The following is a 13,490-nucleotide window of genomic DNA, read 5'->3' on the forward strand; positions in this document are numbered from 1 at the left end:
AGAAAAGACCGATTTGCCTCGGTCCTGCCGAGCATGCACCGCGACACAGTGAATCATTCCCCGGACACCCCTGCCGCGTGCGGGGAGAGGTCGGAATGCATCGTTAGATGGGTTCCGGGTGAGGGAGAGCCTCGCAAACGCAACTATCACTGTATTCGCGGAAGCAGCCCCTCACCCCACCCTCTCCCCGCGAAGAGCGGGGCGAGGGAGCCCAGCCCCTTCGCCACTCGACGCGACAATACCACGCTCTACTCATGCGATGCCGGCCCGCTGTCGCGATAGGCCCACAGGCATTCGCGCGGCAACGCGACCTGTGCCTCGACGCCGACCTGATGGCGCGCGGCGGTGCCGAGCTCGATCGCTTCCAGCCGTTTGCCGAACAGCTCGATGCCGTAGGCGGTCTGGGTGCCCTGATATCTGCGGTCGAGCACCTTTGCCGCGAACGTGTTGGCGCCGTCGGGCCGGCCGATCGCGATGTTCTCGGGCCGCAGCGCGATCCGCACTTTCTCGTCGGGCTTGAGCGCCTGGCACAGCGCGACCTCGCCTCGCCGGCCGTCACCGAAATCGACCACGCCATAGCGGCCATTGCATGTGACGAGCGTGCCCGCGAGCTCGTTGGTTGCGCCGGTGAAATTGGCGACGAACAGATCGGCCGGACGGTTGTAGATCACGTCGGGCGTGTCCATCTGCAGCAGCTTGCCGTCGCGCATCACCCCGATCCGGTCGCCGAGCACGACCGCCTCGGCCTGGTCATGGGTGACGTAGAGCGCGGTCATCCCGGTCTGCTTGAGGATGACGCGAAGGTCGTCGCGCAGCCGCAGACGCAGTTTGGCATCGAGGTTCGACAGCGGCTCGTCGAGCAGGAGGAGTTGCGGCCGGTACACCATGCTGCGCGCCAGCGCGACGCGCTGCATCTGGCCGCCCGACAGCGCCACCACCGGCCGGTCGGCATAGTCGGACAGTCCGACCAGCGCCAGCGCCTCCTCGACCATGCGGGCAGCATCGGTGCGCCCGATCTTGCGGTGCTTCAGCGGATAGATCACGTTCTGCCGCACCGTCATATGCGGCCACACCGCATAGGACTGGAACACCATGCCGAGATCGCGCGCACGCGGCGGCACGAGGATGCCGCTTGCCGGCGAGGAGACCACCCGCCCGGAAATGCTGATCTCGCCACCGGTCGGATGCTCGAGCCCGGCGACGCAGCGCAGCGTCGTGGTCTTGCCGCAGCCGGACGGCCCCAGCAGCACCACGATCTCGCCGGCCGGCACGCCAAAGCTGACGCCGTCGATGGCCGGGCGGCCGATCGAAAACTGCTTGCTGAGATCGGTGACTTCGAGCGTCGCCGTCATCGCTGCACCATCAGCCTATTGCCGGTAACCAAACGTCTTGTCCCAGTCCGCGACCCACGCCGCATGCAGCTTCACATACTCGTCGAACTTCGGATACCAGAGCTTGACCACCTTTGGATCGAACCCCTCCGGATATGCCGGCGGCGCTTTCAACGACGTGAGATTGCCAAGCTCCTTGATCATGAAAGTCTGTCCTTCCTTGGACAGACACCAGTTCAGGAACAGCTTTGCTGCATTGGGATGGGCCGCCGTCTTCGGAATGCCGGTCGCGTAGGGATTGACCGGAGCGCCTTCGGGCGGAAAGAAGATCTCGATCGGCGCGCCGTCCTTCTTCTTTTGGTAGATCACGTTGTAGAGCAGCGGCGCGATCGCGATCTCGCCGCGCACCAGCGCATCGGCCGTCGGCGCGCCGGAGGGATACAGCACCGGATGGGTCGCGGCCTGCTTTGCCCAATAGTCCTCGCCGAGCACCTGGCGCTCGAACATGATCCGCGTCCAGGTGGTGCCGCCGGACTGCGCGAACACCTGCCCGATCAATTTGTCATACTGCGGCTTGGTCAGGTCCATCCAGGATTTCGGCGGGTCCTTCACCAGCTCGGTGTTGTAGGCGATCGACCAGGCGATCGTCGCGCGCGGCCAGTATTTCGGCGAGATCAGCGCGTGCGGATCGTAATCGGCCGCGTTCGGCGGCGCGTAATCCTGGAACAGGTCTTCCAGCGGCTGCATCAGCGCGCGGTCGGAATGGTCGACGACGTCGGCGATCAGCTTGCCGGCCGCGGCCTCAGTCTTCACGCGGGTGATCAGCTGGCCGCCGGGCGCCCGGACCATCTCGACCTTGATCTCGGGAAAGCGCCTATTGAAGGCCTTGATGACCTGCTGCTCGATCTCGGCGAAGTTCGCGGTGTAGTAGACGAGCTTGCCTTCGGACTTGGCCGCCGCGATCAACTCCGCCGAGCCGAACTCCTGCGCCTGTGCCGCAGGCGCCAATGCAAGCGTCGCCACGCTTGCCAAGGCCAGTGTGGTGAAGGTTCGTCTATCCATCGCAATCCTCCCCTTATTCGTTGTTATCCGGTCCGCGCCACGTTGCCCTGCGCCGATCCGCGCGACAGCCAGTTGGCGCCGCCGATCAGGACACCGAGCAGCACGGTCTGCACCAGGCTGAAGGCCGCGGTCTTGCCGATATTGCCGCCCTCATAATAGTCGAGCAGCAGCACCGACATCACCATGGTGTTGCTGGTGTAGAGGAACAGCGACGAGCCGAGCTCGCGGATCGCCAGCACGAACAGCAGCGTCATCGACGCCAGCACCCCCGGCCGCGCCAGCGGCAACACGATCGTCCTGATGGTGCCGAGCATGCCCTTGCCGCAGACCCAGGCGGCCTCCTCGAGTTCGCGGTGGATTTGCAGGAACGAGGTCGACAGCGCCTTCACGGTGTCCGGCATGAAGCGCGCAATGAAGGCCAGCGCGAGAATCCAGATCGTGCCGTAGAGCCCGCCCGGCACGCCGATCCAGGCCCAGAGATAGGCGACGCCGACCACCAGCCCGGGGATCGCGACCGGCAGCGTCGAGATCAGGTCGATGGCGCCGCGTCCGCTGACGCGGGTGCGATGGATGGTGTAGCCGATCGCAAAGGCGAGCGCGCCGCCGACAACGGCCGTGATGACGCCGACCTCGACCGCATTGTAGATCGAGCGCATCGTCAACGGATTGTCGAAGATGCTCTCGAAATGCGTCAGCGAATATTGCCGCATGTCGAACAGGCTCGCGACGTCGCGGATGAACATGAACTTGCGGAACGCCGCGACGATCAGCGCCAGCGACGGCAGCACCACGACGATGAGGAGGTAGACGATCCCGATCGCGAAGGTGAGCCAGCGCCATGGGCCGAGATCGAGGCTGCGCGGCCGGAACGCCTTGCCCGCGACGGTGGTATAGCTGCGTCCGCTCAGCAATTTCTGCTGCAGATAGACCAGGAGCCCCGTGACCACCATCAGGATGATCGCGACCGCAGCCGCGGTGTTGTAGAGCGGCGGCGACCAGTTGGTGAGCTTGAAGATGTAAGTGGTGAGCACGTTCAGGTTGGTCGGCGCGCCGAGCACGGCGGGGATGCCGTAGATGCCGAGCATCACGATGAAGGACAGCAGCATGCCCGAGACGATCGCCGGCATGATCAGCGGGAACGTCACCGTGAACAGGGTCGCGACCGGGCTCGCGCCGGAGATTTCCGCGGCCTCCTCCAGGCTCGGGTCCATGTTGCGCAGCGCCGACGAGGTGAACATGTAGACATAGGGCGCGTAGTAGATGCCGAACACGAACACCAGGCCCCACATCGAATAGAGATCGACGCGCAGGTCGGAGCCCATCCACTTGAACATCGTGTTGATCAAGCCGGTCTTCGGCGAACCGAGAATCGCCCAGGCCACCCCCGCGACCAGCGGCGGCGCGAACAGCGGCAGGATGCTCGCCGCGGCGATGAAGCCCTTGAACGGCGTGTTGGTGCGCACCACGATCCAGGAGAACAACAGCCCGATCGCGACCGCGATCACCGTGCCGCCGCCGCAGGCAATCAGCGTGTTGAGCAGCGCTTCGGCGACGTTCGGATTGGCCAGCACGGCGAGGAAATTGGCGATCGACAAATGGCTCAGGCTGAGACGGATGCCGTCGACCACCGGATTGGTGTCGGTGAGCGCGCCGAGCAGCAGCATGAAGACGGGATAGATGACCAGGAAGGTCAGGATCGCCAGCAATGCCGCGACCCAGAGGCCGGTGAACGCGCGGCGGCGAGTTCCCTCGCTGGCGCTTCGCATGGCTTCGCTGCGCCGGTCGGCCTGTCCGTGCAATGCCCGTTTCCTCTTGCGGCCCGATCTGACGCCGGGCCTGCTTGTATACCAAGGGTAGTCGATCGTGACTGTGACGCAAGCTATCCGAAAGTCGCTTCGGCGCGATTCTGTGACGCACCGCGGGAACACGAAATCGATTGATCGCGTTCGCACGCTGCTCCACCGCCGTCGTCCCGGCGACGGCCGGGACCCATACTCCGCGGCGGATGTCTTGAACGGGACTCGTCGTTCCAACACGCCCGATAAGCAGCATCGGTGGTTATGGGTCCCGGCCTGCGCCGGGACGACGATGCGGGTGGGGCGGAATTCGAGATGCCAAAACAGCCACTCGGTGTCATCACCCGCGCAAGCGAAAGCGGGTGATCCATCACTGACACCTCACTCCAAGGCATGGACGGCCTCCCGAATCGGACCAATCCAGCCAATGTTGATGTGTCAGCTATGTCTCCGAACACCCGTCAGTGATCTGTCCGGGCTGAACATCGAGCCGGGCGATGACAGATGTGGATGGGACGCAGTTGCGTCGCCACAGGCTGCCGGGACGCCGGCCCGGAACGATCCGGGCCGGCGTCGGCATCCTAGGCAAGGTAATTGCCTTCGAGCGCCGGCATGATGTCGAGCACTTCGAAATAGTGGTCCCAGAACCTCGTCTCGCGCAGGTGGTCGCAGAACCACGCCCAGGCCGAGAGGTCATCGGTCTCGCAGATCATGACGTCGGTCGCCCTGGTCGAGAAGGCCTCCGGCTCGAACCAGCGCACCTTCAGCTCCGGGCGACGCCGGAGCAAGGGAATGACCTCCTCGTGCAGGAAGGCGAGACGCTGCTCGGTCTTCAGATCGAGCCAGTGCCGCGTGGTCTTGACCATGACGAAGATATGAAACCTGTGCGGATCGTCCTCGTGCTCGGGAAGCACGGGAGACGAGGTCGTTTGCAGTGTCACCATTGATCGGTTCTCCTTTCACGGCCATAATGTGAGTAATTGCTCATATTCCACAACTCGCGTTTTGGGAGACGCCCGCCATGCCGCCGAAGCGGCGCACAAAGTCCCGCAAACAGCCGCTTCAGCAGCGTTCGCGGGAAACCGTGGCGGTGATTCTGGAAGCGGCGGCTCGCGTTTTGGAAGCGGGCGGGCTCGAGGGCTACAACACCAATGCGGTCGCCGAGCGCGGCGGGATCAGCGTCGGCTCGGTGTACCAGTACTTCCCGAACAAGGACGCGCTGACGCTGGCATTGATCGCCAGATTCGAGGACGCGCTGCTGGCGAAAGTACGGGATGCGGTCGCGGCATCCGAGGGCAAGAGCCTGACGGCATCGCTCAACCTGATCGTTCGGGCCCAGCTCGAGGCGCATGCCGAGCGGGCCGGGCTCAATCGCATTCTGGAGGCCGAGGAGGATCGCCTGCGCGCGGCGTCATCGGGCACGTCAGCGGCCGGCGAATTGAAGGAGCTGGTCGCCGCCCTGCTGGCGCGGCATCGTCGTGAGATCGCAAGGCCCGTCGACGATGACGCCATCGAGGATCTGATCGTGATCAGCCGCGCCATGGTCGACCACGCGCTTCAAAACGACCTCTCGCAGGCTGCGGCCAGCCGCCGGGTGCTGCGCGCCATCGAGGGATATCTGTTCGGTCCGCGGCCGGACTTTTGACGCTTCCGGCAAGGCCGCTTCGCATACGCATCATGCAATGGCGCGGCTGGGGAACGGGATGCCGGCGTAGTACATGGCGGTCGCGGAGACATTTCAGGCATGCTCGAGAAGACCCCGACCACCGCGGCAACGGCGCCGATCACCGATGGATTGCCTTGGGAACGCCGCCGCTGGGCGGTGGCCGCGATCTTCACGGCGCTGGCGATGGCCTCGCTCGATACCGCGATCGCCAATATCGCGCTGCCGGCGATCGCGAGCGATCTGCATGTCAGCCCTGCGGAAGTGGTCTGGGTCGTCAACGTCTATCAGATCGCGCTGGTCGCGACGCTGCTGCCGCTCGGCGCGCTCGGCGAGATCGTCGGTCATCAGCGAATCTATCTCGGCGGCCTCCTGCTGTTCACATTGGCGTCACTTGGCTGCGCCCTGGCATGGTCGCTGCCGAGCCTCTTGGTCGCGCGCACCTTGCAGGGGCTCGGCGCCAGCGGCCTGATGAGCGTCAACACAGCGCTGGTGCGCTTCGTCTATCCGAGCCGGATGCACGGCCGCGGCTTCGGCCACAATGCGCTTGTGGTCGCGACCGCCTTCACGCTGGGGCCGACCATCGCCTCCGGAATCCTCGCGCTCGGCCCATGGCCCTGGCTGTTCGCCGTCAATATTCCGTTCGGCGTCGTCGCGTTGCTGATCGGCATGAAGACGCTGCCGACGACGCCGCGCGCCACCCACGCCTTCGATTTCGCCGGCGCGGCGCTGGCCTGCGCCTGTCTCGGCCTCTTCATCATCGGCATCGGCAGCGCCGCGCACAAGGCCGCGCCGGCGCTTGTCATCACCGAGCTTGTCGGCGCCGTCCTGTTCGGATGGATCCTGACCCGGCGGCATGCCGACCATCCGGCGCCGATGCTGCCGATCGACCTGTTCCGGCGGCCGATCTTCGCGCTGTCGGCCGCGACCGCCGTCTGCTCATTCGCTGTGCAGGGCCTCGCCTTCGTGTCGCTGCCGTTCTACTTCGAGGACATATTGCACCGCTCGCAGGTCGAGACCGGCTTCTTCATGACGCCCTGGCCGCTGGTGGTCGCCTTCATGGCGCCGATCGGCGGCCGGCTGTCGGACCGCTATCCGGCCGGCATTCTCGGCGGCATCGGCATGCTGCTGCTCGGACTTGGCATGGTGCTGCTCGCGACCCTGCCGGCCGAGCCCAGCGTCGCCAACATCGTCTGGCGCACGATGATCTGCGGCATCGGCTTCGGCTTCTTCCAGACTCCCAACATGAAGGCGATCATGTCGAGCGCGCCGTCGCATCGCAGCGGCAGCGCCAGCGGCATCGTCGCGACCGCGCGGCTGACCGGGCAGACCACCGGCGCCGCCCTCGCCGCGCTCTGCTTCGCGCTGGCCGACCGCGAGGGCGCCACCGTGGCGCTGGCGCTGGGTGCCGGATTTGCCGCGCTCGGCAGCGTCATGAGCTTCCTGCGTTTGGCCGTCGCTTCACCGCAAAAGTCATGACAGGTATGCGGCGCGCACAGTCCGCGGCCAAACACCACAGCATCAACTTTCTTTCGCGCTGCGAGCGCATTTTCTTGATTTGAACCGTTCCAGTTTCAAGGCCAACATCGCGCTGCAGTCCGGTCGGAGGATCGGACCATTCAGGGGATCGCGATGGCAAACCTCAAAATTAACGGCAAGACAATCACTGTAGACGTCGAGGACGATACGCCACTGTTGTGGGCAATCAGAGAGAACGTCGGACTGACGGGGACCAAATACGGCTGCGGCATCGCCCAATGCGGCGCCTGCACCGTGCATATCGACGGCGTCGCGATGCGCTCCTGCGGCGTCACGGTGAGCGAAGCGGCCGGCAAGGAAATCACCACGATCGAGGGTCTCGCGGCGGGCGGCATGATGCACAAGGTGCAGCTCGCCTGGATCGCCAGCGACGTGCCGCAATGCGGCTATTGCCAGAGCGGCATGATCATGGCCGTCGCGGCGCTCTTGAAGGACAATCCGAAGCCGACCGACGACGACATCAACGACGCCGTCACCAATATCTGCCGCTGCGGCACCTTCCAGCAGGTGCGCGAGGCGATCCATGCTGCCGCGAACGCATAAGGACGCAGCGATGAACCAGCACGTCATGCCAAAACTGAATCGCCGCGCCTTTGTGATCGGCACCGCAACCGCCGGCGCCGGCCTCGCGCTCGGCCTCGACCTGCCGTTCGGCGGCCCCGCCGTGGTGCGCGCGGCCGCCGGCGCGCCTGAAGTCAACGCCTGGGTCGTGATCCGGCCCGACGACACCGTGGTGATCCGCATCGCCCGCTCCGAAATGGGCCAGGGCACGCTCACCGGCCTCGCCCAGCTCGTCGCCGAAGAACTGGAATGCGACTGGTCGAAGGTCACGACAGAATATCCGACGCCCGGCCAGAGCGTCGCCCGCAAGCGCGCCTGGGGCGACTTCTCGACCGGTGGCAGCCGCGGCATCCGCACCTCGCAGGATTATGTCCGCAAGGGCGGCGCCACCGCGCGCGTGATGCTGATCCAGGCGGCAGCCAACGAGTGGAAGGTGCCGGCCTCGGAATGCAAGGCCGTCAACAGCGTCATCACCCACACGCCCTCGGGCAAGACCACGACCTACGGCAAGGTCGCGGAAGCCGCGGCCAAGCTCGAGCCGCCGGCCGACGTCAAGCTGAAGGACCCGAAGGACTGGACCATCGCCGGCAAGGGCCTGAAGCGGCTCGACACCGTCGACAAGACCACCGGCAAGATGGTCTACGGCATCGACGTCAAGCTGCCGGGCATGCTGAACGCCGCGATCAAGGATTGCCCGGTGTTCGGCGGCAAGGTGAAGAGCTTTGACGAGGCCAAGGTCGCTGGCATGAAGGGCGTCAAGAAGGTGGTGCAGGTCGGCGACAGCGCCGTTGCCGTCGTCGCCGACACCTGGTGGCACGCCAAGACCGCGCTGGATGCGTTGCCGATTGTCTGGGACGAAGGCCCCAACGCCAAGGTCTCCAGCGAGACGATCGCGACGTGGCTCGCCGAAGGTCTCGACAATGCGCAGCCGGCCTACATTGGCAACCAGAATGGCGACGCCAAGGCGGCGATCGCCGGCGCTGCCAAGAAGGTCGAGGCGATCTACAGCTATCCCTACCAGAACCACGCCACGATGGAGCCGATGAACGCCACCGTGCTCTACACGCCTGACAAATGCGAGGTCTGGTGCGGCACGCAGAATGGCGAGGCGGCGTTCGCGGCGGCGCTGGAGGCCTCCGGCCTGCCGGCGGAGAAGGTCGACGTGCACAAGCTGATGCTCGGCGGCGGCTTCGGCCGGCGCGGCATGACCGACTATGTGCGGCAGGCGGTGGCGATCGCCAAGCAGATGCCGGGCACGCCGATCAAGCTGCTGTGGTCGCGCGAAGAGGACATGCAGCACGGCAAGTATCACCCGATCACGCAGTGCAAGCTGACCGGTGCGTTCGATGCCGACAACAACCTGGTCGCGCTGCACTACCGGCTGTCGGGTCAATCCATCCTGTTCTCGGTGCGCCCGGAAGCGCTGCAGAACGGCATGGACCCCGCCGCGTTCCAGGGCGTCGCGCAAGCCGGCGAGGCCGCGATCGGCTATTCGGTGCCTAACCTGCTGGTCGAGCATTCGATGCGCAACCCGCACGTTCCACCGGGCTTCTGGCGCGGCGTCAACGTCAATCACAACGCGATCTACATGGAATGCTTCATGGACGAGCTGGCGCTGGCGGTCGGGCAGGACCCGCTCGAATTCCGCCGCAAGCTGATGGGCAAGCACCCCAAGCATCTCGCCGTGCTCAACGCCGTGGCCGAGAAGATCGGCTGGGGCACGCCGGCGCCGCAGGGCGTCTATCGCGGCATCGCGCAGGTAATGGGCTATGGCAGCTATGTTGCCGGCGCCGCCGAGATCTCGGTGACCGACGGCAGCAAGATCAAGGTGCATCGCATCGTCGCCTCCACCGATCCCGGCTATGTCGTCAACCCGGCGCAAGTCGAGCGGCAGATCGCGGGCTCCTTCGTCTACGGCCTCAGCGCGCTGTTCTACGGCGGCTGCACCGTGAAGGACGGCCGCATCGAGCAGACCAATTTCGACACCTACAACTCGATGCGCATCAACGAGATGCCGAAGGTGGAATCGGTGATGGTGCCGAGCGGCGGATTCTGGGGCGGCGTCGGCGAGCCGACCATCGGCGTTGCGGCGCCGGCGGTGCTCAACGCCTATTTCGCCGCGACGGGAAAGCGCATCCGCAGCTTCCCGCTGCGCAACCAGAACATCAGCTTCGCCTGATCAAACCGGAAGCGGCGGCCCCGACCGGCCGCCGCCTCCTTTTTTCGGATTCTCGTGCATGGCCGTCACGCGTCATCAGACGCGCAGGGATGTGATCCGTGGCGCCGCTGCCGTCGCAGCGGCCGCCTTGGCGCGTCCGGCGTTGGCGCAGGCGGCGCCGCGCATCGCGGTGATCGGCGGCGGCTTCGGCGGCGCGGCCTGCGCGCGGGCGCTGCGGCGGCTCGACACCAAGCTTCAGGTTACGCTGATCGAGCCGAACAGGACTTTCACCGCCTGCCCCTTCAGCAACGAGGTGATTGCAGGTCTGCGCGAGCTTGCCGCGCAGCAATTCACCTATGACAAGGTTGGGGCCGACGGCATCACGATTGCCGCACAGGCGGCGACGAAGGTCGACGCGCAGGCGCGCAGCATCGCGCTCGCTGATGGGACAACGCTGTCCTATGACCGGCTGGTGCTGGCCCCCGGCATCGACATGCGCTTCGACGCCCTCTCCGGCTATGACGAGGCAGCGGCCGAGAAGATGCCGCACGCCTGGAAGGCCGGCGAGCAAACCATGCTGTTGCGCAAGCAGCTTGAAGCCATGGACGATGGCGGCCTCGTCGTGATCGCAGTGCCGGCTGCGCCGCTGCGCTGTCCGCCCGCGCCTTACGAGCGCGCCAGCCTGATCGCGCATTATCTGAAGGCGAACAAGCCGAAGTCGAAGATCCTGGTGCTCGACGCCAAGGACAATTACTCGCAGCAGAAGCTGTTCGAGAAGGCCTGGACGGAGCTCTATCCCGGCATGATCGAACGGATCGCGCTGTCGCAGGGCGGACGGGTGACGTCGGTCGATCCGGCGACCAACGAGATCGTCACCGACTTCGGCAACTACACCGCCGCGGTCGCCAATGTGATCCCGCCGCAAAGGGCCGGCCGCATCGCTGACATCGCCGGCGCCGCCGACCACACCGGCTGGTGCCCGATCGATCCCGTCACATTTGCTTCAAAGCTCGTGCCCAACATCCACGTCATCGGTGATGCCGCGATCGCCGGCGGCATCCCGAAATCCGCCTCCGCGGCGGCAGCGCAAGGCCGCGCCTGCGCGGCCGCGATCGTGAGCGCGCTTGCCGGCAAGGCGCCGGAGACGCCGCGGCTGGATGGTGCCTGCTACAACACGGTCGCGCCGGGCTACGCCTTCTCGCTGAAGGGCATCTATCAGCCGAAGGAAGATCAGTACGCCGAGGCGGAGGTCACCACGAGCCCGGTCGACGCGCCGCGCGAGGTGCGCCAGCGCGAGGCAGATCAGGCGCTCGACTGGTTCAAGAGGATCACGGGAGATGCCTTTGGCTAGGCTCGCCCTCACAATGCTGCTCGCCGCGGGACTGTTCGCGGCCTGCTTGCCCGCCGGCGCCGAGGAGCTGCGGCCCTACACCGTCGTGGGCGATGAGATTCCAGCATCGCTGACGGGAACCAGGGGCGATGTGGCGCGCGGCCGCGCGCTGATCGTCGAGCGTTCCTCCACTTGCATCCTCTGTCACAGCGGCCCATTTCCCGAGCAGGCGTTCCAGGGCGACCTCGCGCCGAACCTCGCCGGCAGCGGCAGCCGCTGGTCGGAAGGACAGTTGCGGCTCCGCCTGGTCGATGCGTCGCATCTCAATGCGGCAACGATCATGCCGTCCTACTATCGGGTCGAAGGGCTCGTGCGGGTCGGCACCTCTTGGCGCGGCAAGCCGATCCTGTCGGCGGAGCAGATCGAGGATCTCGTGGCTTACTTGACGACACTGCGGAACTAGGACCAATCAATCGATGGCGAATTCGGACCACACCACACGCCGGACGTTTCTGAGCCTGACTGGCGGCGCCGCCGCGCTGGTGATCGTGCGCCCCGTGGACGCGACGCCGGCGATGCTATCGGCCGCGATCCGTAGTGTCATCGGCGAGGCCAATGTGCACACCGGCAAGGTCAAGCTCGACATTCCGCCGCTGGTCGAGAACGGCAACACGGTGCCGATGACGGTCAACGTCACCAGCCCGATGACGGCGGTCGAGTATGTGAAGAGCATCCACATCTTCAACGAGAAGAATCCGCAGCCGAACATCGGCAATTTCCATCTCGGGCCGCGCGCCGGGCGCGCCCAGGTGTCAACCCGCATCCGCCTCGCCGACAGCCAGAAGGTCACCGCCATCGCGCGGCTGTCCGACGACACGTTCTGGTCTGCAACTGCCGACGTCGTGGTGACGCTCGCTGCCTGCACCGAGGAGGCGATCTGATGCCGTCGGCCCTGATCAATGTCCCGGCCAAGGCCAAGCGCGGCAGCGTCATCGAGATCAAGACGCTGATGTCGCACATCATGGAGACCGGCTACCGCCACACGGCCTCGGGCAGCGTGGTGCCGCGCGACATCATCACGAGCTTCACTTGCCGCTTCAACGGCAAGGAAGTGTTCCGCGCCGATCTTTATCCTGCGATCGCGGCCAATCCGTTCATCACCTTCTTCACCACGGTGACCGAGAGCGGCAAGTTCGAATTCGAATGGATCGGCGACAAAGGGTTTTCGGAGACCGCGCAGGCTTCGATCACGGTCGAATGAGGATTGCGGTCTGCATCGCGCTGCTGACGGCGATGGCGGGCGCCGCGCTCGCGACCGAGATCCCGCGATCCGAACGCCGCTCCGGCTACAGCTTCATGAGCGCCGACAGCAAGGCGATGCAGGACGAGGACACCGCCAATCCCGGCATGCTGTCCGTGCTCGACGGCGAGGCCTTGTGGACGCGCAAGGCCGGTACCGCAAACAAGGCCTGCGCCGACTGCCACAACGACGCCCGCGTCAGCATGAATGGCGTCGCGGCGCACTATCCGGCCTTCGACAAGGCGCTAGGCAAGCCGGTCGACCTCGAGGGACGGATCAACCTCTGCCAGAGCAATCACCAGCAGGCCTCGCCTTTCGCCTATGAGAGCCGCGAGCTGCTGGCGCTGACCGCTTATGTCGCACGGCAATCGCGCGGCATGCCGATTACGGCCGGCGACGATACGGAGCTCGCGCCGTTCGTCGGACGGGGCCACGCGCTGTTCATGCAACGGCAGGGCCAGCTCAATCTCGGCTGCACCAATTGCCACGATGATAACTGGGACAAGAAGCTCGCGGGCAGCGCGATCACGCAAGGCCAGCCGACCGGCTATCCGCTGTACCGGCTGGAATGGCAGGCGCTCGGATCGTTGCAGCGGCGGCTGCGCGCCTGCATCACCGGTATCCGCGCGCAGGCTTATGATTACGGCTCGCCGGAGCTGGTCGAGCTCGAGCTCTATCTGATGACGCGGGCACGCGGCATGCCGGTCGAGACGCCGGCGGTCAGGCCTTGACTACACAGCTCCATCCGCG

The 13,490-nt window shown here is 65.6% G+C and carries 13 protein-coding genes; 9 read left to right on the plus strand and 4 right to left on the minus strand.

Annotated features, from left to right (window positions below; translation table 11 throughout):
- Positions 1–248 precede the first annotated feature (248 nt).
- From Q2M23_RS33820 to Q2M23_RS33835, 4 genes are all read right to left on the minus strand, one after another.
- Positions 249–1,352 carry an ABC transporter ATP-binding protein gene (locus Q2M23_RS33820; RefSeq protein WP_316398369.1) on the minus strand — a complete coding sequence of 368 codons (1,104 nt, stop codon included), beginning with the start codon at positions 1,350–1,352 and terminating at the stop codon, positions 249–251.
- 15 nt (positions 1,353–1,367) lie between these two features.
- Positions 1,368–2,393, minus strand: coding sequence for an ABC transporter substrate-binding protein (locus tag Q2M23_RS33825; protein ID WP_316398370.1), 1,026 nt, complete (start codon positions 2,391–2,393; stop codon positions 1,368–1,370).
- 23 nt (positions 2,394–2,416) lie between these two features.
- Positions 2,417–4,192 carry an iron ABC transporter permease gene (locus Q2M23_RS33830; RefSeq protein ID WP_316398371.1) on the minus strand — a complete coding sequence of 592 codons (1,776 nt, stop codon included), beginning with the start codon at positions 4,190–4,192 and terminating at the stop codon, positions 2,417–2,419.
- 578 nt (positions 4,193–4,770) lie between these two features.
- Positions 4,771–5,133 (minus strand): darcynin family protein, encoded by a 363-nt coding sequence (locus Q2M23_RS33835; protein ID WP_016846500.1) that lies wholly within the window; start codon positions 5,131–5,133, stop codon positions 4,771–4,773.
- Positions 5,134–5,273: 140 nt separating this feature from the next.
- Here Q2M23_RS33835 and Q2M23_RS33840 point away from each other — a divergent pair, with 140 nt between their 5' ends.
- From Q2M23_RS33840 to soxA, 9 genes are all read left to right on the plus strand, one after another.
- Complete coding sequence (locus Q2M23_RS33840; protein ID WP_316398372.1) at positions 5,274–5,834, plus strand: helix-turn-helix domain-containing protein; 561 nt, start codon at positions 5,274–5,276, stop codon at positions 5,832–5,834.
- A 99-nt stretch (positions 5,835–5,933) separates the two neighbouring features.
- A complete protein-coding gene (locus Q2M23_RS33845; RefSeq protein ID WP_316398373.1) occupies positions 5,934–7,331 on the plus strand; it encodes an MFS transporter in 1,398 nt (465 codons plus the stop codon).
- A gap of 153 nt (positions 7,332–7,484) precedes the next feature.
- Positions 7,485–7,934, plus strand: a complete 450-nt coding sequence (locus Q2M23_RS33850) for a (2Fe-2S)-binding protein (RefSeq protein ID WP_316398374.1) — start codon at positions 7,485–7,487, stop codon at positions 7,932–7,934.
- A 10-nt stretch (positions 7,935–7,944) separates the two neighbouring features.
- Complete coding sequence (locus tag Q2M23_RS33855) at positions 7,945–10,131, plus strand: xanthine dehydrogenase family protein molybdopterin-binding subunit (protein WP_316398375.1); 2,187 nt, start codon at positions 7,945–7,947, stop codon at positions 10,129–10,131.
- Positions 10,132–10,189: 58 nt separating this feature from the next.
- Positions 10,190–11,461 carry an NAD(P)/FAD-dependent oxidoreductase gene (locus Q2M23_RS33860; protein ID WP_076827065.1) on the plus strand — a complete coding sequence of 424 codons (1,272 nt, stop codon included), beginning with the start codon at positions 10,190–10,192 and terminating at the stop codon, positions 11,459–11,461.
- A gap of 13 nt (positions 11,462–11,474) precedes the next feature.
- Positions 11,475–11,903, plus strand: coding sequence for a sulfur oxidation c-type cytochrome SoxX (soxX, locus tag Q2M23_RS33865; protein ID WP_410469805.1), 429 nt, complete (start codon positions 11,475–11,477; stop codon positions 11,901–11,903).
- 13 nt (positions 11,904–11,916) lie between these two features.
- The gene (locus Q2M23_RS33870) at positions 11,917–12,381 is read left to right on the plus strand and encodes a SoxY-related AACIE arm protein (RefSeq protein ID WP_316398377.1); all 465 of its coding nucleotides are present in this window, start codon (positions 11,917–11,919) and stop codon (positions 12,379–12,381) included.
- The gene (gene soxZ / locus Q2M23_RS33875) at positions 12,381–12,701 is read left to right on the plus strand and encodes a thiosulfate oxidation carrier complex protein SoxZ (RefSeq protein WP_076827071.1); all 321 of its coding nucleotides are present in this window, start codon (positions 12,381–12,383) and stop codon (positions 12,699–12,701) included. Before Q2M23_RS33870 ends, soxZ begins: the two co-directional genes overlap by 1 nt.
- Positions 12,698–13,471: a sulfur oxidation c-type cytochrome SoxA gene (soxA, locus tag Q2M23_RS33880; RefSeq protein ID WP_316398378.1), complete on the plus strand. Its 774-nt coding sequence runs from the start codon at positions 12,698–12,700 to the stop codon at positions 13,469–13,471. The genes soxZ and soxA overlap by 4 nt, the downstream gene beginning before the upstream one ends.
- Positions 13,472–13,490 lie beyond the last annotated feature (19 nt).

It is taken from the genome of Bradyrhizobium sp. 33ap4, from assembly GCF_032654765.1.
Classification (GTDB): Bacteria; Pseudomonadota; Alphaproteobacteria; order Rhizobiales; family Xanthobacteraceae; genus Bradyrhizobium; species Bradyrhizobium australafricanum.

What these genes read in the sequence shown, in the direction of transcription:
- Q2M23_RS33820 (WP_316398369.1), bottom strand. Translation starts at nt 1,352, where the DNA reads ATGACGGCGACGCTCGAAGTCACCGATCTCAGCAAGCAGTTTTCGATC.
- Q2M23_RS33825 (WP_316398370.1), bottom strand. Translation starts at nt 2,393, where the DNA reads ATGGATAGACGAACCTTCACCACACTGGCCTTGGCAAGCGTGGCGACG.
- Q2M23_RS33835 (WP_016846500.1), bottom strand. Translation starts at nt 5,133, where the DNA reads ATGGTGACACTGCAAACGACCTCGTCTCCCGTGCTTCCCGAGCACGAG.
- Q2M23_RS33845 (WP_316398373.1), top strand. Translation starts at nt 5,934, where the DNA reads ATGCTCGAGAAGACCCCGACCACCGCGGCAACGGCGCCGATCACCGAT.
- Q2M23_RS33850 (WP_316398374.1), top strand. Translation starts at nt 7,485, where the DNA reads ATGGCAAACCTCAAAATTAACGGCAAGACAATCACTGTAGACGTCGAG.
- Q2M23_RS33855 (WP_316398375.1), top strand. Translation starts at nt 7,945, where the DNA reads ATGAACCAGCACGTCATGCCAAAACTGAATCGCCGCGCCTTTGTGATC.
- Q2M23_RS33860 (WP_076827065.1), top strand. Translation starts at nt 10,190, where the DNA reads ATGGCCGTCACGCGTCATCAGACGCGCAGGGATGTGATCCGTGGCGCC.
- soxX (WP_410469805.1), top strand. Translation starts at nt 11,475, where the DNA reads ATGCTGCTCGCCGCGGGACTGTTCGCGGCCTGCTTGCCCGCCGGCGCC.
- Q2M23_RS33870 (WP_316398377.1), top strand. Translation starts at nt 11,917, where the DNA reads ATGGCGAATTCGGACCACACCACACGCCGGACGTTTCTGAGCCTGACT.
- soxZ (WP_076827071.1), top strand. Translation starts at nt 12,381, where the DNA reads ATGCCGTCGGCCCTGATCAATGTCCCGGCCAAGGCCAAGCGCGGCAGC.
- soxA (WP_316398378.1), top strand. Translation starts at nt 12,698, where the DNA reads ATGAGGATTGCGGTCTGCATCGCGCTGCTGACGGCGATGGCGGGCGCC.